The organism is Lentilitoribacter sp. EG35, from assembly GCF_040784015.1.
In the GTDB taxonomy this organism is placed as follows: Bacteria; Pseudomonadota; Alphaproteobacteria; order Rhizobiales; family Rhizobiaceae; genus Lentilitoribacter.
In genome coordinates this window covers 401,753-426,029 of sequence record NZ_JBFNGQ010000003.1, presented here as the reverse complement: position 1 = coordinate 426,029, position 24,277 = coordinate 401,753, and the positions used below count along the sequence as shown (strand labels likewise).

The following is a 24,277-nucleotide window of genomic DNA, read 5'->3' as shown; positions in this document are numbered from 1 at the left end:
AAATGTTCTTTTGTAATAATGTTAGAATATTGGCAGATAAGCAAGGAATAAACCTATGAACCAATTACTCGACATCCGATCTCGTATCAGAAACTTACATATGATCGATGAAACATCCGCTCTGAAGGAGCTGTCTAGGGATCATGGTTTAGGCGATAAAAGTCGTGCAGAGGTTTCTGCTGGAGCCGCTGAGTTGGTTCGAAATATTCGTAAAGCAAGTAATCCCGGCCTTATGGAGGTATTCCTTGCTGAATACGGCTTGTCGACGCAAGAAGGTATTGCATTGATGTGTCTTGCAGAAGCGTTGCTTCGTGTTCCAGATGCGCACACAATTGATGAGCTGATCGAAGATAAGATCGCACCGTCTTCGTGGGGTGAGCATCTTGGACAATCCAGTTCATCACTTGTTAATGCCTCTACGTGGGCGCTTATGTTAACTGGTAAAGTTCTGCAAGAACCTGAATCTGAAGGGCTTGCAGATACTTTGCATGCTGCAGTACGCCGACTTGGCGAACCATTGATCCGCACCGCGGTTAAAAGAGCAATGAGAGAGATGGGGCATCAGTTCGTGCTGGGCCAGACGATATCAGAGGCAGTTAAACGTGGCCAAGCGATGGAGAAGAAGGGGTTTACTTACTCCTATGACATGTTGGGAGAAGCAGCATTAACGGCAAAAGATGCGGATGCATTTTTTACTTCCTACAGTGATGCAATCAAAAAGCTTGCGCGTTATGCAAAGCATGAAGACATTCGTAAAAACCCTGGCATATCGATCAAACTTTCAGCTCTGCATCCTCGATATGAAGTTGCCCAACGAGAGAGGGTCATGAAGGAATTGGTACCACGGGTTAAGGTGCTCGCAGATATGGCCAAAGAAGCGCAAATGGGTTTAAATATTGATGCCGAAGAAGCTGATCGTCTGGACCTATCTCTTGATGTGATTGAGGAAGTCCTGCGTGCACCACAATATGCCGGTTGGAATGGATTTGGTGTTGTTGTTCAAGCCTATAGCAAACGCTGCCCTGCGGTTATTGACTGGCTTTATTCTCTCGCAAATGAGACCGATCGAAATATTATGGTTCGCTTGGTTAAAGGTGCGTACTGGGATACAGAAATCAAGCAGGCCCAGGTTGACGGTGTGAATGATTTCCCTGTTTTTACCGATAAAGCAGCAACAGATGTTTCTTACATTTGTTGTGCCCGAAAACTATTGAACTACTCTGATCGTATTTACCCGCAATTTGCCACACATAACGCCCATACGGTGAGCGCGATACTTCATATGGCTGAAAAAGGTCAGTCTTTTGAATTTCAGCGATTGCATGGGATGGGTGAAGAACTACACAAGCTTGTGCTTGATCAGGAAGGAACCCGTTGTAGAATTTATGCACCTGTCGGTGCGCATCGCGATTTGCTGGCTTATCTGGTGCGAAGACTTTTGGAAAATGGCGCTAATTCCTCTTTTGTTAATCAACTGGTTGATGAGGATGTAAGCCCGGAAACTATTGCTGAGGATCCTTTTAGAATTCTCCGAAGTGACGCGACTATTGGAAGTAAATTTGTTAAAAATCCAAATGACATCTATCAGCCAGAAAGGCTAAATTCTGTAGGTTGGGATCTGCGTAATTTTGATGATTTAGTTGCATTTAAGAAGGCCCGCGAAACGTTTAAATCCCATGAATGGATCGTAAAACCAATGATCTCTGGTTCGATTTGGTGTGACCGGCCGACAGCTGTTTATAGTCCAAATAACGCCGAAGATCAGGTAGGATTTGTAACTAAGGCTTCTCTTGAACAAGTTGAGAATGCATTGGTATCTGCAAGAAACTGGGGCAATATATCTTGTGAAAAAAGGTCCGCTATACTGAATAAAGCTGCTGATCTTTATGAAGAAAATGCCGGCGAAATCTTCGCAGCTCTTTGTCGCGAAGCAGGTAAAACTGCACTTGATGCGGTGGCAGAAATTCGCGAAGCTGTTGATTTCTTAAGATATTATGGTGCGGAAGCAATTCGACTTGGGGATTTGCCTGAGCGCGGAATTATAACGTGCATCTCACCGTGGAATTTTCCGTTGGCAATTTTTACCGGACAAATTTCTGCAGGCTTGGCCGCAGGGAATGGTGTGTTGGCAAAACCGGCCGATCCAACCCCGATCATTGCATCTATCGGTGTTCGTTTGATGCATAAAGCAGGCGTCCCAAAGGCAGTTTTACAGCTCATTCCAGGCAAGGGTTCTGTTGTGGGTGCGAAATTGACCACTGATAAACGCATTAATGGGATTTGTTTCACAGGCTCAACGGGTGTTGCGCAGATGATCTATCGTGACTCGGCGGCCAAACTGGAACCCGATTCCACATTTATTGCGGAAACTGGAGGTCTTAATGCGATGATCGTTGATTCAACAGCACTTCCAGAACAAGCAGTTAAAGACATAGTGGATTCCTCGTTCCGCTCTTGCGGCCAACGCTGCTCCGCCTTGCGTATGTTATATTTACAAAAAGATATTGCTGATGGGTTTCTGGAAATGCTCTATGGCGCTATGGATGAATTGGAAATTTCAGACCCATGGAACATGTCATCTGATGTTGGTCCGGTCATAACAGCATCAGCTCGTCGCGAGATTGTCGATCATATTGATCAAGCTAGGGCGGAAGGTACTTTACTTAAACAGTTGGATGCACCGCAGGACAGTTTGTTCGTAGGGCCAGCCGTCATCAAGGTCGGCGGTGTCTTGTCTCTCGAAAAGGAGATATTTGGTCCTGTTCTCCATATTTGCACGTTTGAGGCAACAGAGATCGACCAGATTATCTCTGATATCAATGCAAGTGGCTATGGTCTGACTTTCGGCCTGCATACTCGTATTGATGATCGAGTCGAATACATTACGAGCAAAATTAATGTAGGTAATATTTATGTAAATCGAAATCAGATCGGCGCGGTTGTTGGATCGCAGCCATTCGGAGGAGAGGGGCTTTCTGGAACAGGTCCAAAAGCGGGTGGCTCGCATTATGTGAGGCGTTTCAAGCGCCTTACTCTACCGGAACATGATTTTGTTGAAGGCAATGAAGTTGAGGTTAGCAGAGTGCAAACGGCTTTAAATGAAGCCGTCACTGATACACATACCGCTCTTGAAACCATCGATATGCCGGGTCCGACCGGAGAGTCTAACAGATGGTCAATTTTCGCCAAAGGCACCATTTTATGTTTGGGTCCAACTGCATCTCTTGCGGAAAGTCAGATGGAGATTGCCCATGAAATGGGTTGCGCCGCTGTAGGCGTGGCGCCGGGTCTTACAGGTGACAACACTATATCTGGAGTCCTTCCTAGGGCGGCATTATCAGAGTTAAAGGGGTTCGAGGCCGTTGCATTATGGTCTGATCGAAACGACCTTCTAGCAGCCCGTCAAGCGCTTGCCAGCAGAGACGGTGCGCTTCTGCCACTCATCGCAACTAATGATATGAAGGATTTATGCTTATTAGAGCGTCATCTTTGTATTGATACAACAGCGGCGGGAGGTAATACTTCACTTCTGGCTGCCCAATAGAAGCTTATCATGAGGGTCGAAGTGGTCGGTTAACAGCCAGGTCATTACCTGGTTAGCGTTATAATGTTAGATTTGAGTGCGATTTTTCATATGCAAGTGCTGCTGCAAAGAGATCTTCCAATGCTGTTCCAACTGATTTGAAAACTGTGATTTCACTATCGTTTTTACGCCCAGCGTGTTTCTGTCGAGTAAGATCAAACAAATCAGCCAGAATGTCGTTTTCGGAAATTATGCCATCCGCAATTGGTTGAACGATATCACCTGCTTCTTTCATAGCTCCAGCCCGCGTATCTACAAAGATGTTTGCCCGTCGCATAACCTCGTCATCACTTTCACGCATATCTGGCTTAAATGCTCCGACCAAATCTAGGTGAGTACCTGGCCGCAACCATTCTCCTTTTACCAAAGCTGTCTTAGATACCGTTGCGCAAGATATAACATCCGCTGATTTAGCTGCCTCCTCCAAATCGGATACCGCTGTAGCGTTTAAACCAAATTCAAACAAAGATTTGGACATCTCTTGTGCTTTATCTAATCGACGCCCCCAAATAGAGATTTTTTTAATGGGTCGGACTGCACAATGAGCTTGCACAAGCGATTTTGACAAGCCTCCTGTGCCAACCACCAATAAGTGAGACGCATCTGATCGCGATAGATATTTCGATGCCAATGCAGAGGCCGCTGCCGTTCTTCTATTTGTAAGTACTGCGCCATCAATCAACGCTATTGTCTGGCCATCAGTAGCTTGAATTAATTGATAATTTGCTGAAACCGCCGGTAAGCCTCGGGCCCCGTTTTCCGGCACAACAACCGCGGTCTTGATGCCCAGATATTTCCCCGGAATCCAGGCAGGCATAAGAAGCAGAGTGCCATCAAGCTCTCCCGGAATTTGAAAATCATGATGATGTCTTACGGGCATTTCACAGCCTGCTTCAAACCCTTTTTGTAGCGCTTCAACCAGTTCAGGCCACGCGAGTGCTTCTTGAGTTGCTTGTGCATCAAGGATGATCATTTATTAAGCTTTCATTCTTGTAATTTTCTAAACTCTACACGAAAATTAGGAGTAGCCAAGTGTGTATTCGGGTGTTGTGTTGTTTGAAACTGAATACTCCAGCCAAATGAATGCAGTTTGTTGTTTAAGAAATAATGAAATTTACAAATCATACCTCTTGACCTCAACCATACTTGAGAAATTAACCTGTAGAGAGAATTGAAAATTAAAGCAGTTAATAAGAGGTGCAACTATGAGAATTTCCAATATTAAAGTGTGTGCATGGTCGAAATGCACATGATTCGCTATTTCATCTTTGTCAACTTTTTATCCTCTGTTTCGATAGGAGTTTTTTTAATCGCTCTGCCTTGGTTGATCATAAAAACACAAGGTAGTGATTCACTTATCGCTGTTAATGCAGCGGCGATGATGTTTCTTTTTTTGCTGCGCAAGAGAAGTGGCATCTTGGTAGATTCAATCTCCCGAGCTGGATTATTCGCTACAGCAATGCTTCTAATGGCTTTGTTTCTCGCAATTTTGGCCTTTCAACCGGACAATGTGGTGTTATTGCTCGGCGTATTTTTCTTTGGCCATATCTATCTGTTTTTTTATTATGTCATTCGTTCCGCGATCACTCGTGACATTGTGCCTGATGGACAGTTTGGACGCTACAACGGAGTATTGGAGATAGAGGGCCAAGTATCGACCTTTGTGGCGGGAGGATTAACGGCGTATATCTTCGCGCAAAATATTGCTTCATTGTCGCTGGTATTTGGATGCGCTGCGGCAGGGATGATTATTTCAGCATCGATCGTATTGATGAAGTTACACATAAATGTACCTAGTGCTCAGAAAGAAATTGAGCCAGATGGATCAGCCTACAAGCAATATCCATTATCATTACTGCTTCTGTCTTATTGTGGAAGCGTGCCTTTTATTTGTGTTATGCTTTTGAATATAATTAAGCCAATTGTGATAGTAGATTTTCTTCAATATTCCGGCGAAGTTTTAGCGCTTACAAGCGTTTTTTATACGGTAGGTGCAATCACCGCCGGTACACTCGGAAGCAGAAGTTGGATTGAAACAGCCAGCGAGAGGGTGGTTTTTCTAACCTTAGTAATCTTTCTTCTCTCTTGTGCTTTGTTGGTCATTAATTCGTCCGCGATGATGCTCTACTTTAGCTCAATCATATGGGGAGTGAGTAATGGTCTTAGTCGTATAACGTGGCAGACAGCGGCTATGAACAAAGTTGGTACACAAGATATTGGTAAATTTCTTTCTTCTATTTCTGCCGGCGTTGGCGTTGGTCGTATTTGTTTGCTGCTAACATATTGGGCTCTAATGTCGCTGTGGGGCGGATATGAGTTATCCTTTATTTACTTAGCGGCTATTTGTGCGACGGGACTCATAGTCTTTGTAGCTGGCTGTGGCATTAATGTAATTGCTGACCGCGACGCCAAACATTCTTAATCTCATTTTTTGTACCAATATGGATGATATCTGCACTGGCACCAGAATTTAGAGTTCCTATATGCCCAGAGATTCCCATACACTGAGCGGGGTAAAGAGTTGCCATTCGTATGGCTTCTTCCGGATCCATGTCGGTTAGTTTTTGAATGTTCAATACAGCAGATATCATATCGAGATCTGCTCCTGCCAGAGTTCCATTTTCAAGAGTAAGTATGCCGTTGTTTCGATAAATCGTGCGATCATTCAGTGTAAAACTGGTGAGGTCTGTTCCGATTGTGGACATTGCATCGGTCACCAAGAAGGCCTTGCCGGGGCCTCGTTTTGCTGCAAGCGCAATAGATAAGGGGGCAGGGTGTACATGATGCCCATCGGCGATAAGTCCGCAGAAGAATGCTCCCTCGTTGATTGCAGCTCCCACTAAACCAGGTTCGCGATGCGTGAGTGGGCTCATGGCATTGAAAAGATGTGTCGCGCATGTTGCGCCGGATTCTGAAGCTTCAACGGCTTGTTCATACGTACAATTTGTGTGCCCCAAACTGACAATGATGTTTGCCTCAGAGAGTACTTTAATCTGTTGCAACGTGACTGTTTCAATGCCAACTGTGATCATTAGGTTTGGCAGGTTTTTGCAACCATCTATCAAAAGCTTTACGTCTTCATCTGTCATTTTGCGAATAAGTGACGGGTCATGGGCACCTTTTTTTTGTGTAGATAGGTGCGGCCCTTCAAGATGCAGGCCCAAGAAACCGGGAACATTTTGTTTGTGCGCTTCGATACCTGCTTCAATAGCTCGTTTTGTGTTATCAAAATCATCTGTGATAAGTGTCGGTAACAGTGAGGTTGTGCCAAATTTTGCATGTGCGTCACAGATCGTTCGAATACCATCGATGGTCGGCTCATCATTGAGTAGAACTCCACCACCGCCATTGACCTGTAGATCAATAAAGCCAGGAGTAAGTGTACCTCCATCAACTGAAATCACTTCATATTCTGAAGGTACTTCGTGGTCGGCTACAATCGCAACGATTTTACCATCTGAAAGTAACAGCGCGCTGTTCTTGTGGGTTTTCTCCGCATCAAAAATATTGGCACCAATGATTGCTTTATTATTCATAATGTTTTCGTAACTTTCCGTAACTTCGGTGGAATATCAGGATTGAAGCCCTTGTCCCGCGAAAGTTGTTATGAGTTTCGGGTTCAAATCTCTCATGGCGTCCGCTGCTTTTTGGATTTTGTTTTTCGGGTCACTGAGAAGTCGCTCGATTGCGAGAGGGATTTCTTCTATCTCCTTACGCATATCTGTTTTACTGACGATGTTTAGCATTCTAATTCTCGTTTGAAATCTGCATCTCGGCAACGAAATCATATGCGTCACCTCGGTAAATAGACGATGTAAATTCAACTATCTGGCCAGAATTCGAGTATGAAATACGCTCAATGTTTAATCCGGCAACACCTTCAGGTACTGCAAGCAATTTAGCATCTTCAATTCCAATATTGGCGGCCGAAATACGTTGTATGGCTCTACTCGGTTTGTTTCCGCTCTTTTCGAGATGTGCGTATAAGGATACATCAACATTTTCTGGGTCAGGTAGAAATTGTGTTGATAGTGACGCACGTTCGATTGCCATTGGTATTCCATCAGCATGGCGCAAACGCCAAATTCTGGCTACCAACTGTGATGGTCTTAGACCCAATGCCATAATTTCTTTTGGCGAAGGAGAGGATATTCGTTTCTCTAGGAATGTGGATTTAATTTCCATTCCGCGTCGTGCCATGTCCTCGCTAAAAGAAGTTAAGCTTGAGAGTGATTGCTCGACCCGTTCTACCTTCGGTGCAACTGATGTTCCCGAACCCTGTTTTTGCACTACTAAGTTGGCCCGAACTAATTCTTGCACTGCTTTTCGAACTGTAATTCGCGAGACATCTGAAAACTCAGCTATTTCTCGTTCGGATGGTAGTGGCTCTCCAGCTTTGAAATGACCGGAACTTATTATAGTTTCAAGGTGGTCGCGTAACTGAATATAAAGAGGGCCGGCTCCTGAGCTATTCCAGTTTTCACGACTAAATATATTCTCTGATGTTGCGGTACTCAAGCTGCTACCTCCTGTTCAAATGACTGGATTGCGAGTGCTACGGCACCTTGTGTGGGGCTTTGCTTTGGTTCGCGTATTCGATGGCGCAAACTACTATTTAATAATGAGGCATATTTGCCACCCAAGCCCCCTAATAGGTGAAATTCTTGGTTTTCATCTTCTAAGGAAGCATTCAGCACTTCCTCAAGATCCGTGATTGCCTTCTCTACGATTTTTATCGCAACGGGGTCTCCAAGCTCATAGTGTTCAAAAATTTCAGGAGCGAATTTCCCGCATTCGCTTGGGCTTGCATTTTTTGCAAACTCAACAATCTGACGAGGATCGTTTCCAAATTGTTCCAATACAGATCGCGTTAGATCCGTATTTTGGCGAATTTTATCATAGCTTAACAACACGTCCTCTAATAGTGCTCGACCTATCCGCGCGCCACCGGATAGATCACTAACTAAATTCCCCCAGCCTCCGATAGAGCGTACGACGCCCTCTTTTCGGTGCATAAATACCGAACCAGTCCCAATAATGGCAGCAAAGCCATCTTCGTTGCCTATTGCTCCTTGTAAAGAAATTGCCGCATCGGAATCAATCTGAGCTTTGCGAAAGGGCAGCTGTTGCAACAAGCGATCTGAATAATCATCAAGGTTAGCACCTGCGAGGCCTAAAAAAGCAACTGAATCTTCGATGATTTTGAAGTCGAGTCCAGCTTCTGAAAGTGCAGATTTGCAGGCCGTTAGTATATTATTTCTAGCGGCATCTAAGTTTGTAACGATGTTCGCGGACCCCGACACGCCAGTACCCAGTTGCTCTCCGTGAGAATTGCAAATGAGCGCACGGCAACCTGTACCACCACCATCGACACCAATAAAATAAGTCATAAAAACCTCCAGAGGCTATAATACCAATTTAATACCATTAACCAAATAGTTTTTCAGATATTTTTTACAAACAAAAATAACTAGTTGATTTTTAACAATTAAAAATGTTTTTTCAAATTTTTGTCATAAAAATGATTAACAGCCCTAGACAAGTGGTATTAGATTGGTATTATTGTTGCAAGAGGAAACTAATATGACTAATGTTGCAGTAAAGCTTCAAACGGAGCAGCTAAATACAAAATCAATTGGGATTGACGCGCAGCCCTCAAAAGAGGTGTTGCGAGAGTTGTTGGCAGGGCAGATTTCTGCCGCCAAAAGCGTAGAAAGTGCAGTTCCTGAAATTGAAGCTGCAGCTATTGCGCTTACAAATACACTTTCATCATCCAATAAGATTATTTATGTAGCAGCAGGCAGTTCGGCCTTGATGGCGATCGCTGACGGTTTGGAGCTGCCGGGTACCTACGGCATTTCTAACGATAATATCAGAATAGTTATGGCTGGTGGCGCTGGTAGTCTTACCCAGATGCTCGGAGGGCCGGAAGATGATCGGGATCAAGGCGGTAAGGACGTTGCTGACGCAGGCATGAAGCGTGGCGATTGTGTTATTTGTCTTTCTGCCAGCGGTTCTACACCTTATGTTTTGGGGGCAATTGAAGTTGCCAAGGCAGAAGGCGCGACAGTTGTTGGGATCGCCAATAATCCTGATACGCCATTGCTTAATGAAGCTGACATATCGATATTTTTGCCAACGCCGCCAGAGGTGATCGCAGGTTCGACACGAATGGGCGCGGGTACAGCGCAAAAGGTGGCCTTGAATATGATGTCCACTCTTATGGCAATTCAACTTGGCCATGTTCATGATGGCCATATGGTCAATTTGCAAGTCGAAAATTTGAAGTTGCAAAAACGTGCTCAAGGTATGGTTAGATCTATTGCTGATTGTGACGAGGTAACTGCTAACGCAGCGCTTAGGGATGCAGATGGCAATGTAAAACTTGCGGTTCTGCTTGCAAGTGGAGCAAAAGACACAAAACAGGGAACAGAAATTCTTGAACGAAACGGTCATAAGCTAAGACCGTCTCTTTCAGAGCTATAGCAGAGCAATTCGCTCTGTCATTGAAAGCCTATTGCGGGCGTAAACTAGGGAGAATAGTCAACATGAAAACGAAAATTTTAAAATCAATTTTACTCGGTTCAACAGGGCTTGCTATGGCAACTGTTGCTGCTGCAGCAGAGGTAACAATTACGATTGAGAGCTGGAGAAATGATGATTTGACAATCTGGCAGGAAAAAATCATTCCTGCGTTTGAAGCTCAAAATCCAGAAATTAAAGTTAAGTTCACACCGTCTGCTCCTGCGGAATATAATGCTGTACTAAATTCTAAACTTGATGCTGGTTCTGCTGGTGATATTATTACTTGTCGTCCATTTGATGCATCATTGAGCCTTTATGAAAAAGGACATCTAGCATCTCTCGCGGATCTTGAAGGGATGTCAAAATTCTCTGATGTGGCCAAATCTGCTTGGATCACTGACGATGGAAAAAATCCATTTTGTGTGCCAATGGCATCGGTTATTCATGGTTTCATCTACAATAAAGAAGCTTTGGCTGATGCAGGCGTCAGCGTTCCAACTACGGAAGAAGAATTCTTCGCTGTTCTAGAAGCCATTAAAGCTAAAGGTAATTATACACCATTGGCAATGGGTACAAATGATCAGTGGGAAGCTGCCACTATGGGTTATAACAACATCGGTCCAAATTACTGGAAAGGTGAAGAAGGTCGTACGGCGCTGATTAAAGGCGAACAAAAACTTACTGATGAAGGTTGGGTTGCTCCATATCGTCAACTTGCTAAGTGGAAAGACTACCTTGGTGATGGTTTTGAAGCTCAGACTTACCCTGATAGCCAAAATCTATTCACACTTGGTCGTGCTGCAGTATATCCTGCAGGTTCATGGGAAATTACGGGCTTTAATGCAAATGCAGATTTTGAAATGGGTGCGTTTAATCCACCTGTGCCAAAATCAGGTGACGAGTGCTACATTTCCGATCACACAGATATTGGCATTGGCATGAACGCAGCATCACCAAATGCAGAAGCAGCAAAAACATTCCTAAATTGGGTGGCAACTTCCGAATTTGCAAGCCTTTACGCAAATGCACTACCTGGCTTCTTCCCGCTTTCAAGCGAACCGGTAACGCTAGAAGATCCACTTGCTCAGGAATTTATTTCATGGCGCGAGAAATGTAACTCAAGTATCCGTTCAACATATCAAATTTTGTCTCGTGGTGAGCCAAATCTAGAGAACGAAACTTGGAACGCTTCTGTCGCAACAATCAAGGGAACAGAAAGCCCTGACGATGCTGGTAAGCGTCTGCAAGACGGTCTGGCTTCTTGGTATAAGCCACAACAGTAAAATAAATATATGCAGGTCGCGATATTTAGTTGCGACCTGCTTTAAACTTTAGATTTTGGGTGAGGGGAATTCAATGAAACAGACACGAAAACGAACATCGTTTCGCTGGCATATTCTAGTTTTTCTTGCGCCAGCGACACTGATCTACACCGCCATTATGGTTATTCCGCTATTTGCGACAATTCAGTTGTCGTTATTTCAGACTATTGAAAGTAATCAAGTCTTTGTAGGGCTTGCAAATTTCAAGAAGCTATTCGGAGATGAGCGGTGGTCAGCAGACTTTTGGAACGCCTTTAGCAATAATACTTGGTTCTTCGTCATTCATATGTTGGTTCAAAACCCTATCGGCATTATACTTGCGGCTATATTGAGCAGCAATAAGTTGCGTATGCGAAGTTTTTACCGAACATCAATTTTTGTCCCAACTATCCTCTCATTTGTGATTGTAGGATTTGCTTGGAAACTTATTTTAAGTCCTTTATGGGGTGTTGCGCCTTCTATGCTTGATGCTGTTGGTCTTAAGAGTCTATTTGCCCCATGGCTTGGTAAAGAAGAATATGCGTTGACAACATTGGCCTTGGTATCTGTTTGGCAGTTCGTCGGGATACCGATGATGCTGATTTACGCCGCGCTATTGTCAATTCCTGATGAGATATTAGAAGCTGCTGAATGTGATGGAATTTATGGTATCTCGCAATTTTTCAAAATTAAGTTGCCACTTATTTTGCCATCAATCGGCATTATCTCGGTGCTAACCTTTGTTGCTAACTTCAATGCATTTGATCTGATATATGCAACACAGGGCGCATTGGCGGGACCAAACTATTCCACTGATATTCTCGGCACACTTATGTTCCGAACATTCTTCGGGTTTCAGTTGCAGTTGGGTGATCCAAACATGGGATCAACCATAGCGTCAGCCATGTTCCTGATCATCTTGATTGGAGTATCGCTCTATCTATTCGGCATTCAAACGCGGCTGCGCCGCTATCAATTCTAGGGGTGTATGATGAGTAATTCTAACGGTATTTCAAATACATCGCGCCAAACGTTTCAAGCATTTGCAGCACATGGAATTTTGATAACATATACATTGATCGCCTTGTTCCCTGTATTCGTGATTTTGATCAATTCGTTCAAATCTCGAAAAGCAATATTCAAGTCACCTTTATCATTACCCAATGCGGAATCATTCAGCTTGATCGGGTATGAAACGGTGATCAAACAAGGCGACTTTCTACTCTATTTTCAAAATAGTCTAGTCGTTACAGTCGTCACGCTCACAATGGTGCTTTTGTTCGGCGCTATGGCAGCTTTTGCACTTGCCGAATATCGCTTCCGTGGCAATCTTTTGATGGGACTGTACCTGGCGTTGGGTATTATGATTCCAATCCGTTTAGGAACAGTCGCGATCTTGGATATTATGGTCGCGAGCGGCCTTGTAAATACTCTGACGGCGCTTATCCTGGTTTATACTGCGCAGGGTCTGCCACTTGCCATATTTATTTTATCGGAGTTTATGCAAGGTATTTCAGATGATTTAAAAAATGCAGGGCGCATAGATGGTCTTTCTGAGTATCGAATATTTGGGCGCTTGGTTCTGCCTTTAATCAGGCCAGCAATGGCGACAGTTGCCGTCTTTACAATGATCCCAATATGGAACGATCTTTGGTTCCCATTAATATTGGCACCAGCGGAGGAAACTAAAACTGTAACTTTAGGTGCACAAGTATTTATCGGGCAATTTGTAACTGACTGGAATGCTGTTCTTTCTTCCCTGTCACTTGCCATTATACCGGTACTCATTCTGTATCTTATTTTCTCAAAGCAGTTGATCAAGGGTATCACCGCTGGAGCAGTAAAATGATAGACCGAAAACCCATTCGGGTTCTGGCTGTTGGTCTCGGAAATATGGGAAAAAGCCATGCTTTGGCTTATCACAACGATCCTGATTTCGAAATTGTTGGTCTTGTAAATCGTTCGAAAGTAGATTTGCCTGAGGATTTGCACGGCTACACAGTCCATCATTCATATGAAGTTGCGCTTGCGGAATTTAAACCTGAACTTGTGTCAATCAATACATATTCTGATACGCATGCAGACTACTCCATAATGGCGATGGAAGCAGGTGCGCATGTATTTGTGGAAAAACCTATTGCGACAACAGTTGCAGATGCAAAGCGTGTTGCAGACACTGCAAAACGTTTGAAGAAAAAGCTTGTTGTTGGTTACATCTTACGGCATCATCCTTCCTGGATCACGCTGATCGAAAAGGCGCGGGATCTGGGAGGGCCGTACGTTTTTCGCTTGAACTTGAATCAACAATCTTCAGGCCCAACTTGGCAAACACATAAAAGCCTTATGAAGACGACATCGCCCATTGTGGACTGTGGTGTTCATTATGTTGACGTTATGTGTCAGATTACCGATGCAAAACCTGTGAAAGTGCACGGTATGGGCTTGCGGATGAGCGATGAAATAAGTCCGGATATGTATAATTATGGTCACTTTCAAGTGATTTTTGAAGACAAATCTGTCGGGTGGTATGAAGCCGGTTGGGGGCCGATGATGTCAGAAACAGCATTCTTTGTGAAAGATATCATATCTCCAAATGGGAGCGTATCCATTGTGGTGCCTGAGGGTACAAAATCTGATGATGTTGATGCACACACAAAAACATCATTGATCCGTATTCACAGCGCAGAAATTGATGCTTCGGGTGAGTTTAAAAAACTCGATGAAAATTTGTCGATGGCAGATGAACCGGGGCATGATGAACTTTGTGCACGTGAACAGGCATATATGGCGCGGGTTATATATGAAGACTTGGATACTTATCGTCATGTTGATGATGCTGTTCAATCTCTCAGCATTTGCCTTGCGGCAGATGAAAGTATTCGCACTGGCGTTGAAATAGAACTTTAAGATTAGGAAATCGTTTTGGGATCTTTATTACTTAAAAATATTCGGAAATCCTTCGGCTCAGTAGACGTTCTCAAAGGGATCGATCTAGATGTGCCAGATGGAGAGTTTGTCGTTTTTGTTGGCCCATCTGGCTGCGGGAAATCTACATTATTGCGCATCATCGCCGGCCTTGAAAATGAAACTGATGGTGTCATCGAGATTGATGGACGTGAAGTAAATGCTGAACCGCCGACTAAGCGCGGTATTGCAATGGTTTTTCAAACTTATGCGCTTTATCCGCATCTGTCGGTTAAAGAGAATATGAGCCTTGGTTTAAAGCAAGCGAAACGCCCTAAGCAAGAAATTGCGGATAAGGTGGAAGCTGCTTCGGCAATGCTTTCATTAGATGAGTATCTCGAGCGTCGGCCTGCCGAGCTATCGGGTGGGCAACGACAGCGAGTAGCTATTGGTAGAGCGCTTGTGCGCAAACCTTCACTCTTCCTGTTTGACGAGCCTTTATCAAATTTGGATGCTGCTTTGCGGGTAAATACGCGTTTAGAGATCGCACGTCTCCATCGTCAACTAGACACGACAATGGTATATGTAACGCATGACCAAACAGAAGCAATGACTTTAGCTGATAGAATTGTTGTGCTGCAAGATGGCAGGATTGAACAGGTTGGGGCTCCTATGGAGTTGTATAATAGTCCTGCCAACATGTTTGTTGCAGGGTTTATAGGTTCTCCCAAAATGAATTTTATTTCTGGTCAGGACGTAGGTTCGTCAAAAGCAAAAACTATTGGTGTGCGGCCTGAGCATTTGCTGCTTAATGCAAAAGAAGGTGATTGGAAATGCACTGTTTCACACGTTGAACATCTAGGTGCAGACACAAATGTTTATCTCGATGGTGAAAGTGCAGGATCAATAACAGTACGCCTGTTCGGCGAGCATTCATTTGAAGAAGGGCAGACTGTTTATGCTACTCCTGAGAATGGTCGCGTTCATGAGTTTGACAATGAAGGTAATGCCATCAGGTAACGGAAGTTATAACATTGTCCATCAGAACTGAAATATGTATCGATTCTGTTGAAGGTGTTCTCGCCGCTAAAGAAGCAGGCGCGAATGGGGTGGAGCTATGTTCGGCGTTATTGGAGGGCGGACTTACACCGTCATACGGGTTAGTAAAACGCGCTGTTGCTGTTTCTGGAAATGTCGATATTCAAGTTATGATCAGGCCGCGTGGTGGTGACTTTCTTTACACCGAAGAAGAGTTTTGCGCCATGAAAGAAGATATCATGGCTTTGAAATGTTTGGGTGTCGAAGGGTTTGTATTTGGCTTGCTCGATGCTGATGGTAGCGTAGATATTTCAAGAACTGCCGAGTTGATTGAATTATCCCGCCCCGTAGCAGTGACATTTCATCGAGCGATAGATATGGCTTATGATCCTCTATCTGCGCTAGATACACTAATTGATTTGGGTGTTGAGCGCATATTAACATCAGGCCATTCTCCAAATGCGCTTGAGGGAGCACCGGTAATCCACCAGATGGTGAAACGTGCGAAAGGTCGGATTAGAATTATGGCTGGGTGCGGAATTACACCCAATAATGTTGTCAGAATTCTTGACGAAACAGGTGTCAATGAAATTCACTTCTCAGCATTCGAAAAACAAGCAGGCCCTATGCTTTACAGGAACAATCGAGTATCTATGGGGGGCACATTGCGTCCGCCAGAGTTTGATCGATCTGTGACATCTACCGACCGGATAGATGGTATATTATCTGCAATAGAATAATTTATAAATAACCTAAGTTTATTCCTGATTAAGTTACTTAAAACTCTGAAATTGTCGTTCTGATGCATGATTTTTGTGAGTTCTGGCCAAGATTTGAAGGCCGAAAACTGAGAATATATGCATGATCCAGATCGGATCGGATCTACTTAGAACAAACGCCTCCATCAAAGATAGTAGTATTGTAAAGGCAATAACCATCATAAACATGTCCGCCAGATGTCGTTTTGATGGATCATTATATGCTCGAACATAGTTGATCATAGGTAGGATGTAGACAACAAATATGATGATGGGTCCTCCAATGAAACCAAATGCCAACATTGTATCGATGTAACTGTTGTGGCCATGAACAATGTTTAGAAAATCCCATTTTGAATAGGCCGGAATAACCCCATTTTTGACCATATCGGTTTGCCAGAAATTATCGAAACCAAATCCAAAGAATGGGCGTGTTAGAACATTATCTATCCCAAAGTGCCAAAGATCATCCCGCCCCGTGAATGTGGTATCATCTAGGAAAAGGTTCGTTATGGTTCTTAAATTTTCGCTATAAACGGTGCCAACTGATAAAAGCGCGGCTCCCAAGAATGTTATAATCACCGTAAAAATAGCTGTTTTAGAACTCCCAAAGAGACGCGCGGTTAAGATTGCAAAAATAGCCATGGGTAGGAAGCCTGTCGTGGTCTTAGAGCCCGTTTTCAATACGAAGATAAATGAAAGAAGTGCGATGACTACGCCCATGGCTTTATCCCCAGATCTGTAGATGTAAACGCCAAAAATGGTGAGAATGGAAAAAATTGGGCCGGCTATATTCTTATGAGGGAATGGACCGCGCCAAAGTCCTTCGTGTTGAGCCTCATATCCGCCAGAGGAATGAACTGCTGCGTCAGGGAAAAGTACAAGTCCTATATAGGAAATAACTATAACTAAAGTTGATGTTAACACCAGGACTGCTCGGAAATCACGAACAGATGCCGGTACCATGATGATGTTTAATGCCACAAAAGCTGAAATAAGGGCCAATGCCAATGCTCTACCAGCAGCAATACTGTCATTGGACATGTAAACGGCAACAGCCATTGCGCCTAAGGCTAATATCCATGCTGGCGATGCCACTGCACGTAATTTGCGCGAGCTGACCTGCGTAAGCATCATAAACCCAGAAATTACCAATAAGGTTATGAAACCAATCTGATTAACGGCGTCGCCGCCAGTTATTCTCGGGGCATCGGAGCTTGCATTGAATGGGCGAAAAGAAAGAATGATTGTTACAAATATTATGCTTGAAAACAGAACTAGGAGTGCGCGCCGTACATGATCACTTGCAATAAAATCTCGTAAACGCAACTGGTCGGAAACCTGTGTTGCCCCCCTACTATCAGCGACGGGCTGATTCACTCCGGAAATGTTACCTGCATAGGGCATAGATCAATACTTCGTAGACGTTAAATTCACTTTCACTTTGGCCAAAACATGGTTAATGAAGAATTAAAGTTTAGTCTTGGTTACAGAAATTGAGGACAATTTGGTGATTAATCCGACCCTAGTAGAACTTACGCGCGGCAGAAGTGTTGAGAGTAAGCATTGTGGGGCCTATGCCGTTTCTGATGGTTCGGGGAAAATAGTGATGTCTGCGGGCAACATAGAAAGCCCAATATTCCCTCGTTCTGCCGTCAAAGCGATGCAGGCATTGTTGCTTGTCGAAAGTGGTGCAGCAAGCACTTATGGGTTTGGAAATCGCGAACTGGCGCTTGCATGTGCCTCACATTCCGGCGAACAAAAACATGCTGAGCTTGCCGCGCAGATGTTGGCGATGGCAGGACTTGATCAAACCAACATGGAGTGTGGCACGCACTGGTCTTTTCATCCAAATATATTGATTGAGCAAGCTAAATTGGGGGTCGAACCATCTTGTTTGCATAATAATTGTTCAGGAAAACACGCTGGTTTTTTATGTGTTGCATGCCATTGTAATCTCCCCTTGCACGGGTATGTTAATTCTCAACACACAGTTCAGCAAGAAGTTGCTCGGAGCCTAGAAGCGATGACTGGCAGCAAGTTGGACATGGATCTTTGTGGCATAGATGGCTGCGCGATACCGACATACGCAGTACCACTTAAAAAACTGGCACACGGATTTGCAAAAATGGCGACAGGGGAAGGTCTTACTTCCGAGCGTGCAAAAGCATCTAAAACTCTGATAGATGCTTGTATGGCTGAACCGTTTTATGTGGCTGGAACAGATAGAGCTTGTACAAAGTTAATGGAAATGGCGCCGGGTGAAATATTTGTAAAAACTGGCGCGGAAGGTGTTTATACCGCAGCCCTGCCTACACTTGGTCTTGGTATGGCGCTTAAAATCGACGATGGAGCAACGCGTGCAGCGGAAGTCGTAATTGCGGAGTTGATTGCAAATTATATGGAAGCTGAGGGACCAATTGCAGCTAACTTGAAGGCATTTGCCAATCGAGAACTCACTAATTGGAACGGCGACATTGTGGGTAAAATTACTGCGTCACTTCAATCATAGGTTCCTGATCGGAAACTTTTGTTCGTTGTTTTTGCTATCCCAATTAGTTTACGATGTTGTCAACAATTCTAAGATGCGAAAATCTGGATTTGGTCGACAAAGCTAGATCGCTTGTGACAGGTTTAGACCATTCATGACCCATAATGGCGCCATGAGATATCTCATCGAATATGTTGTTGGTGATGGATGTACTCTTGGCTCCCTTGACCACTGATACAGCAATTCCAACGGGCGCTTTGCGAATAACATTCCCATTGATATTGACGGAACGGAGAAATGGTCCCCAACCCAAGAGCATGCCCCATTTTGCAACATTTTCAATTGTATTGCCTGTTACACTTGCATCAGCTTCCACCGCGATCCCGTGTCCGAAGCCTGGCCCTTCCGGCGGGTAGGGGCCTTTATCTATAATATTGCGAACAAGGTTGCCAGAGATCACGCTCATTCGGCCACCGCTATCAAAATTTGCGATCGAGATCCCTATTGTTCCGCCATCAATCAGGTTGCCAGTAACAACCGCACCTTGGAATGCGAATTCGACATAAAGCGCAGTTTCACCCGAACCAAAACACGAATTATCTGAGATGCGAATATTTGATGCTGAGTTTGCTCTAATGGCGGAAAATGCACAATCGGAAATATGATTGTCACTGATCGATACATTGCCAGCGCGAAAGATATTAATCCCATTACCCCATGGGCCCGTGCCACCATTCATAGCTGCAATTCGAGCAATTCTATTGTTTGACACTGAGGTGTTGTCTTCGCCAACTTCCCAACGATGAATGAGAATACCACCATTATCACAATCATGAATATGGTTGTTGCGAACATTCAAGCCTGTGTTTTGTACCGCATAAATGGCGGCTTCTCGTACATGTGAGATGTCACAGTTTTTAATACTACCGCCGCAACTTTCTAAGTATATTCCATAAAATGCACTGTTTCGAACAACAATATTATCAAGCAAGAGGCCAGGACAGTTGGAAATGTGTAGCAGCCCCTTCGCATAATTTGAAAAGACATTGGATGCGCCATCTAGAACGATATCCCGTAACTCGATATGCTGTGCCGATCGCGCACGCATTCCATGGCCGCGGCCCGTGTAAATAATGCGAGATGCATTGGCAATACCTAAGATGCGCGTGTTATCTGGAAGTTCAATATTAGATACGTAATAATTGCCAGCGGGAATGAAGAGTATCTCCTGTTTTGATGCTGTGTTATTAATTAGGTTCTGTAATGAAGAGCTTTGGTCTTTAACGCTTTGAGGGGATAATCCATTTTTGCTAGCGTCTACAATGCCACGTAACTCACCTAAATTAAGGGGAGTTTGCGCATTTGAATGATACGGAGTTATCGTAATACAGGCAGCAACACCTAAAAGTAATTCACGACGATGGAGCAGGTTTTTGGACAATTTGATATCCCGTTTATCCATATTTTCTGACCAAATTGTAGATTAAAATGATTAAGCTTTAACTTATCAGAAGAGAACAAATATTGATAACGGATTGCAGGTCGCAAATGCCTCCCCTATAAGGAGATAATAACAAAATCAGACACCTGTGACAGGTGACGCCTAATTGAGAGATCTGTAATGCTAAAAGATGATCATATTTACCTTGGCACCAGCCGCCATCCGGATGATAGCACCAATAAGGGCGAGTATTTAAAACTTAAATACGCAAATCGACATGGACTGATTACCGGCGCAACGGGCACGGGTAAAACTGTGACGCTGCAGATTTTAGCTGAAAGCTTCTCAAATGCTGGTGTCCCCGTGTTTTGCGCTGACGTGAAGGGTGATTTGTCCGGCATTGCTACAATTGGAGAACATAAGGATTTCCTGGAGAAGCGAGCCGCTACCATCGGTTTAGATCCTTATGAGTTTCAAGAATTTCCAGTGATTTTCTGGGATCTTTTTGGTGAAAAAGGGCATCGTGTTCGCACGACAATGACTGAGATGGGACCGCTTCTTTTATCACGATTAATGGATGCAACCGATGCGCAAGAAGGCGTTATTAATATTGCATTCAAAATCGCTGATGAACACGGCCTTCCATTGGTGGATATGAAAGATTTACTCGCCATGCTCAAATATATGGGTGAAAATGCGAAGGAGCTTTCAGGGCTTTATGGCAATATTTCAAATTCATCTATCGGTGCTATTCAGCGCGATCTTCTGGTGTTGGAACAACAAGGAGCGGAAGAGTTCTTCGGTGAACCTGCATTGCAAATCAAGGATATTATGCGCACAACAAATGATGGTCGTGGTGCGATCAGCGTATTGGCCGCTGATAAGCTGATGATGAACCCACGCCTTTATGCAACCTTTTTGCTTTGGTTGTTATCGGAGCTGTTTGAAGAATTGCCTGAAGTCGGTGATCCAGATGTGCCGCGTTTGGTTTTCTTTTTCGATGAAGCGCACTTGCTTTTTGATGAGGCACCTAAAATTCTCATTGATCGTGTTGAACAGGTTGTCCGCCTGATCCGGTCCAAGGGTGTGGGGATTTATTTTGTAACGCAAAACCCACTCGATGTGCCAGACACGGTCCTCTCGCAGCTTGGTAATCGCATTCAGCATGCCTTACGTGCTTATACACCACGTGAGCAAAAGGCTGTAAAAGTGGCAGCGTCTACCTTCCGGCCAAATCCTGAGTTCGATTGCTTTGAGACAATAACTCAATTGGGCGTGGGCGAAGCATTGGTCTCGACGCTGGAGTCAAAGGGTGTACCGTCAATGGTCGAACGCACGCTTATTCGCCCGCCTTCGTCACGTCTTGGTCCGATAGAGGACCATGAGCGCAAGGATGTGATTAAGGTTAGCCCTGTCGCATCAGAATATGATCGCGAGATTGATCGAGAATCTGCGTTTGAAATCTTACGGGAACGTTCAGAAAAAGCTGCGCGTCGCGAGGAAGAAGAGCGTGAGCGCGAGGCTCGCGAAGAAGAGAAAGAGCTTAAAGAAAGCCGTCGTTGGACACTGCCTGGTTTTGATGACGAGGACGACGACGACGATTATGATCGCCGGGGACGTAAGCGCTCAACACGACGAAAAAAGACTACGCGCAAACGTTCGTCAGGTCGCAGAAGACAATCAGTGGCGGAAGCTGCGCTGAAGTCTGCTGCTCGCTCGATGGCAAGCTCTTTTGGTAGGGCAATTGTACGAGGTATTTTGGGAAGCATCAAAAAAGGATTTTGATGTTTGTGATAAGTCCAGTAAATTTTGTCTTTCGTACTAAGAATGGGTGAGCTTAAGTATGAATAGAAAGTTTTCTAGCGCTTGATAAAAATTAGATCAATTATTTACCTCAATCGCTTGCTGATTGGTCAATGGTTGACTATCTAGATATTAAACTTTGAACTAAATGGAGACGATAAAATGGCTTTTGAATTGCCTGACCTACCTTATGACTATGATGCGCTGGCGCCTTATATGTCACGCGAAACACTTGAGTTTCACCACGATAAGCACCACAATGCCTATGTAACTAAGGGTAATGAGCTTGCCGAAGCTGCGGGCATGGCTGATCTGTCTCTGGAAGAGATTGTGAAGAAGTCTTATGGCACCAATGCAGGTTTGTTTAACAATGCTGGCCAGCATTATAACCATATCCACTTCTGGAAATGGATGAAGAAAAATGGCGGCGGCACATCCCTACCGGCTGCTTTGCAAACAGCAATCGACAGTGATCTGGGCGGTTATGACAAATTCCGCGCTGACTTCATCAATGCTGGCATGACGCAATTTGGATCGGGTTGGGCTTGGCTAACAGTTAAAGATGGCAAGCTCGAAATTGCAAAAACACCAAATGGTGAAAATCCACTAGTGCACGGCGCATCGCCAATTCTTGGTTGCGATGTTTGGGAACATTCATATTACATTGATTACCGCAATGCCCGCCCTAAATATCTCGAAGCATTTGTCGATAACATGATCAATTGGGATTATGTATTGGAAATGTACGAGGCAGCAACTGCGTAACACTGTGTTTTGAAATCGTAAAACCCCAGAGAGTAATTGGCTTTCTGGGGTTTTATATTAGGTCTTGATTTAGTTAGTTAGGCGCGTTTTTCGAGGAGATGTTTTCTCTCCGATGTTTTTAAATGCTGCAATAAGTTCTGCTGCAGTATCCGGTTTAAAATAATGTTCAGATTTAGGACTGGATGCGCAGAATTCGAGTAGTTTTTCACCTCGTTCAGGTGCCGCAAAAGCCACAGTAAATACCCTAATTCCATCGTTTTTTGCAGTTGTGCATAGAGCCTTTGTATTCGTATCGTCGGAAGTACGATTGTTATTCCCATCGGTCATAAACAGAATAAAACGATCTGGGTTAGTTTGACCATTTTTAGCTATATGAGCCTTCTTTTCAGTTCCAGGTTTTGATTTAAGTTGATTGAATGCCCACTGTATGGAGTTTGTAGATGCTGTTCCGCCGTTTGCATACATGCGCTTTGATACGTAACTTTGCGCAGACTTTGTGCCCCACTCCATTTTAGTTGTCTCTCTTACACCATATTCATATGCACTTAATCCGGTTCGAACATATTTATGATTCTTATCTGCTTCATCAAACTGTGCAAATAGAGACATGGCAGCGGTTTTTAGCGCATCGATTTTAGTCGTTGCTGTTGAAGCGGCTATAATAGGAGCCAAATTGTTCACGAGTTTATTAGCTGTTACTCCCACACTGGTAGCATAGGTTACATCCATACAAATGTATCTGGCAGTTTGTTTTCCAAGCCATTTCGATAAACCGATTTTTTTCAGAAAGCGTTTTGCTTTCTTTTTGTTTAGATTGCTACATTGCCTATACGTGTAATTGTTAATGATGTATTTTAGATCATTATTATCCAGATTATAATTATCCAGCACATATTCGAAACCGTCGATAATGTCTTCTGCTGTACCTTGCTTCACGCCCAAAGATTGTTCCACTTCGGCGGTACTGGTCGGCAGTTCTTCCTCCATTGAGCCGGAAACATCGACTGCCAATGCCATAGAAAGTGCACCCTGTTCTATTTCCTGACCGGACTGAGCTGTTGATGCGACAATAGCACTCGTCGTTGTTTTATTTAAAAACTTTGCAAATGGAGTTGTATCTTGCGTTGCGGTCCCGCCAACTTGTACGTCCCAGGTTGAAGAGCCGCCATTTTTAACTTCTGTTACTGTTACCTCGGGAATGATTTTGAGATTAGAAAAACGAGAATAATCGTTTGTCATTTGTGCAAACAGAAGTTTTTTGCCAAAATCGGGTGCATCAGCGATGGTAAGTTTTTTATTTGCTATGCGTGTTGCAACAACCAAAGAAACCGAATCTGACGCCGCTTGAAACCTTGTTTTCAATGCTGTCTGGTTTGCTAAATCTACTGCTAATCCACCACCAGCTAATAGCAATGGTGCAGTGATAGCTGCAATCATTGCAAAATTGCCGCGTTTGTCTTTTGAAAGCTTTATAAGGTTTTGTTTCAAAGGTTTCTTAGACATTTTAATTCCTCGTCGTTCTGCAACGTCGATCATGACGTTTAGATCCAAAATATTTTGGTATTTGATCTAATACTAATCTAGAAACGTGAAATAATAGCTATCGAACAATGTTAAGAGAAGCCTAACTACGCGTGTGCAATTTTAGTGATTCACAGGCCATAGAAT

20 protein-coding genes are annotated in these 24,277 nt (G+C 43.9%); 12 read left to right on the top strand and 8 right to left on the bottom strand.

Annotated elements, in window-relative coordinates; translation table 11 throughout:
* The first annotated feature begins 55 nt into the window (after positions 1-55).
* Entirely contained in the window at positions 56-3,544 is a 3,489-nt protein-coding gene (putA, locus tag AB2J24_RS08405; protein WP_367385149.1) for a bifunctional proline dehydrogenase/L-glutamate gamma-semialdehyde dehydrogenase PutA, read from the top strand.
* Positions 3,545-3,602: 58 nt separating this feature from the next.
* On the opposite strand, the gene AB2J24_RS08400 is transcribed toward putA, so the two are convergent.
* Positions 3,603-4,556, bottom strand: coding sequence for an ornithine cyclodeaminase family protein (locus tag AB2J24_RS08400; protein WP_367385148.1), 954 nt, complete (start codon positions 4,554-4,556; stop codon positions 3,603-3,605).
* A 261-nt stretch (positions 4,557-4,817) separates the two neighbouring features.
* Here AB2J24_RS08400 and AB2J24_RS08395 point away from each other — a divergent pair, with 261 nt between their 5' ends.
* A complete protein-coding gene (locus AB2J24_RS08395) occupies positions 4,818-6,005 on the top strand; it encodes an MFS transporter (protein WP_367385147.1) in 1,188 nt (395 codons plus the stop codon).
* Here AB2J24_RS08395 and nagA read toward each other — a convergent pair.
* From nagA to AB2J24_RS08375, 4 genes are read right to left on the bottom strand one after another with little or no spacing between them, the layout of a single operon-like run.
* Positions 5,968-7,119, bottom strand: coding sequence for an N-acetylglucosamine-6-phosphate deacetylase (gene nagA / locus AB2J24_RS08390; protein WP_367385146.1), 1,152 nt, complete (start codon positions 7,117-7,119; stop codon positions 5,968-5,970). The genes AB2J24_RS08395 and nagA overlap by 38 nt on opposite strands.
* A 36-nt stretch (positions 7,120-7,155) precedes the next feature.
* Complete coding sequence (locus tag AB2J24_RS08385) at positions 7,156-7,329, bottom strand: hypothetical protein (protein WP_367385145.1); 174 nt, start codon at positions 7,327-7,329, stop codon at positions 7,156-7,158.
* A gap of 1 nt (position 7,330) precedes the next feature.
* Positions 7,331-8,101, bottom strand: a complete 771-nt coding sequence (locus tag AB2J24_RS08380) for a GntR family transcriptional regulator (RefSeq protein WP_197742784.1) — start codon at positions 8,099-8,101, stop codon at positions 7,331-7,333.
* Positions 8,098-8,973, bottom strand: coding sequence for a BadF/BadG/BcrA/BcrD ATPase family protein (locus tag AB2J24_RS08375; protein ID WP_367385144.1), 876 nt, complete (start codon positions 8,971-8,973; stop codon positions 8,098-8,100). The genes AB2J24_RS08380 and AB2J24_RS08375 overlap by 4 nt, the downstream gene beginning before the upstream one ends.
* A gap of 193 nt (positions 8,974-9,166) precedes the next feature.
* Between AB2J24_RS08375 and AB2J24_RS08370 the strand changes: the two genes are divergently transcribed.
* The 7 genes from AB2J24_RS08370 (at position 9,167) to AB2J24_RS08340 (ending at position 16,091) form a co-directional block, all read left to right on the top strand.
* Complete coding sequence (locus AB2J24_RS08370; protein ID WP_367385143.1) at positions 9,167-10,069, top strand: N-acetylmuramic acid 6-phosphate etherase; 903 nt, start codon at positions 9,167-9,169, stop codon at positions 10,067-10,069.
* A gap of 62 nt (positions 10,070-10,131) precedes the next feature.
* Positions 10,132-11,391 carry an ABC transporter substrate-binding protein gene (locus tag AB2J24_RS08365; protein ID WP_367385142.1) on the top strand — a complete coding sequence of 420 codons (1,260 nt, stop codon included), beginning with the start codon at positions 10,132-10,134 and terminating at the stop codon, positions 11,389-11,391.
* Positions 11,392-11,464: 73 nt separating this feature from the next.
* A complete protein-coding gene (locus tag AB2J24_RS08360; protein ID WP_367385141.1) occupies positions 11,465-12,391 on the top strand; it encodes a carbohydrate ABC transporter permease in 927 nt (308 codons plus the stop codon).
* 9 nt (positions 12,392-12,400) lie between these two features.
* Positions 12,401-13,258: a carbohydrate ABC transporter permease gene (locus tag AB2J24_RS08355; RefSeq protein ID WP_162651860.1), complete on the top strand. Its 858-nt coding sequence runs from the start codon at positions 12,401-12,403 to the stop codon at positions 13,256-13,258.
* Positions 13,255-14,316: a Gfo/Idh/MocA family protein gene (locus AB2J24_RS08350; protein WP_367385140.1), complete on the top strand. Its 1,062-nt coding sequence runs from the start codon at positions 13,255-13,257 to the stop codon at positions 14,314-14,316. Before AB2J24_RS08355 ends, AB2J24_RS08350 begins: the two co-directional genes overlap by 4 nt.
* 15 nt (positions 14,317-14,331) lie before the next feature.
* A complete protein-coding gene (locus tag AB2J24_RS08345; RefSeq protein ID WP_162651858.1) occupies positions 14,332-15,333 on the top strand; it encodes an ABC transporter ATP-binding protein in 1,002 nt (333 codons plus the stop codon).
* 14 nt (positions 15,334-15,347) lie between these two features.
* A complete protein-coding gene (locus AB2J24_RS08340; protein WP_367385139.1) occupies positions 15,348-16,091 on the top strand; it encodes a copper homeostasis protein CutC in 744 nt (247 codons plus the stop codon).
* Between the two features lie 33 nt (positions 16,092-16,124).
* Here AB2J24_RS08340 and AB2J24_RS08335 read toward each other — a convergent pair whose 3' ends face one another.
* Entirely contained in the window at positions 16,125-17,516 is a 1,392-nt protein-coding gene (locus AB2J24_RS08335; RefSeq protein WP_367385138.1) for an O-antigen ligase family protein, read from the bottom strand.
* Between the two features lie 103 nt (positions 17,517-17,619).
* Between AB2J24_RS08335 and AB2J24_RS08330 the strand changes: the two genes are divergently transcribed.
* Positions 17,620-18,621, top strand: a complete 1,002-nt coding sequence (locus AB2J24_RS08330; protein WP_367385137.1) for an asparaginase — start codon at positions 17,620-17,622, stop codon at positions 18,619-18,621.
* 43 nt (positions 18,622-18,664) lie between these two features.
* Here the strand turns inward: AB2J24_RS08330 and AB2J24_RS08325 are convergent, their stop codons facing one another.
* Positions 18,665-20,062: a TIGR03808 family TAT-translocated repetitive protein gene (locus AB2J24_RS08325; protein WP_367385136.1), complete on the bottom strand. Its 1,398-nt coding sequence runs from the start codon at positions 20,060-20,062 to the stop codon at positions 18,665-18,667.
* A gap of 159 nt (positions 20,063-20,221) precedes the next feature.
* Between AB2J24_RS08325 and AB2J24_RS08320 the strand changes: the two genes are divergently transcribed.
* Positions 20,222-21,826: a helicase HerA-like C-terminal domain-containing protein gene (locus AB2J24_RS08320; protein ID WP_162651853.1), complete on the top strand. Its 1,605-nt coding sequence runs from the start codon at positions 20,222-20,224 to the stop codon at positions 21,824-21,826.
* Positions 21,827-22,006: 180 nt separating this feature from the next.
* On the top strand, positions 22,007-22,609 hold the full coding sequence (locus AB2J24_RS08315) for a superoxide dismutase (RefSeq protein WP_367385135.1): 603 nt from the start codon (positions 22,007-22,009) through the stop codon (positions 22,607-22,609).
* Positions 22,610-22,678: 69 nt separating this feature from the next.
* Here the strand turns inward: AB2J24_RS08315 and AB2J24_RS08310 are convergent, their stop codons facing one another.
* The gene (locus tag AB2J24_RS08310) at positions 22,679-24,145 is read right to left on the bottom strand and encodes a TadE/TadG family type IV pilus assembly protein (protein WP_367385134.1); all 1,467 of its coding nucleotides are present in this window, start codon (positions 24,143-24,145) and stop codon (positions 22,679-22,681) included.
* Between the last annotated feature and the right edge of the window lie 132 nt (positions 24,146-24,277).

What these genes read in the sequence shown, in the direction of transcription:
- AB2J24_RS08320 (WP_162651853.1), top strand. Translation starts at nt 20,222, where the DNA reads ATGCTAAAAGATGATCATATTTACCTTGGCACCAGCCGCCATCCGGAT.
- AB2J24_RS08350 (WP_367385140.1), top strand. Translation starts at nt 13,255, where the DNA reads ATGATAGACCGAAAACCCATTCGGGTTCTGGCTGTTGGTCTCGGAAAT.
- AB2J24_RS08315 (WP_367385135.1), top strand. Translation starts at nt 22,007, where the DNA reads ATGGCTTTTGAATTGCCTGACCTACCTTATGACTATGATGCGCTGGCG.
- AB2J24_RS08325 (WP_367385136.1), bottom strand. Translation starts at nt 20,062, where the DNA reads ATGGATAAACGGGATATCAAATTGTCCAAAAACCTGCTCCATCGTCGT.
- AB2J24_RS08375 (WP_367385144.1), bottom strand. Translation starts at nt 8,973, where the DNA reads ATGACTTATTTTATTGGTGTCGATGGTGGTGGTACAGGTTGCCGTGCG.
- AB2J24_RS08310 (WP_367385134.1), bottom strand. Translation starts at nt 24,145, where the DNA reads ATGATCGACGTTGCAGAACGACGAGGAATTAAAATGTCTAAGAAACCT.
- AB2J24_RS08385 (WP_367385145.1), bottom strand. Translation starts at nt 7,329, where the DNA reads ATGCTAAACATCGTCAGTAAAACAGATATGCGTAAGGAGATAGAAGAA.
- AB2J24_RS08370 (WP_367385143.1), top strand. Translation starts at nt 9,167, where the DNA reads ATGACTAATGTTGCAGTAAAGCTTCAAACGGAGCAGCTAAATACAAAA.
- AB2J24_RS08360 (WP_367385141.1), top strand. Translation starts at nt 11,465, where the DNA reads ATGAAACAGACACGAAAACGAACATCGTTTCGCTGGCATATTCTAGTT.
- AB2J24_RS08395 (WP_367385147.1), top strand. Translation starts at nt 4,818, where the DNA reads ATGGTCGAAATGCACATGATTCGCTATTTCATCTTTGTCAACTTTTTA.
- putA (WP_367385149.1), top strand. Translation starts at nt 56, where the DNA reads ATGAACCAATTACTCGACATCCGATCTCGTATCAGAAACTTACATATG.
- AB2J24_RS08400 (WP_367385148.1), bottom strand. Translation starts at nt 4,556, where the DNA reads ATGATCATCCTTGATGCACAAGCAACTCAAGAAGCACTCGCGTGGCCT.
- nagA (WP_367385146.1), bottom strand. Translation starts at nt 7,119, where the DNA reads ATGAATAATAAAGCAATCATTGGTGCCAATATTTTTGATGCGGAGAAA.
- AB2J24_RS08355 (WP_162651860.1), top strand. Translation starts at nt 12,401, where the DNA reads ATGAGTAATTCTAACGGTATTTCAAATACATCGCGCCAAACGTTTCAA.
- AB2J24_RS08335 (WP_367385138.1), bottom strand. Translation starts at nt 17,516, where the DNA reads ATGCCCTATGCAGGTAACATTTCCGGAGTGAATCAGCCCGTCGCTGAT.
- AB2J24_RS08365 (WP_367385142.1), top strand. Translation starts at nt 10,132, where the DNA reads ATGAAAACGAAAATTTTAAAATCAATTTTACTCGGTTCAACAGGGCTT.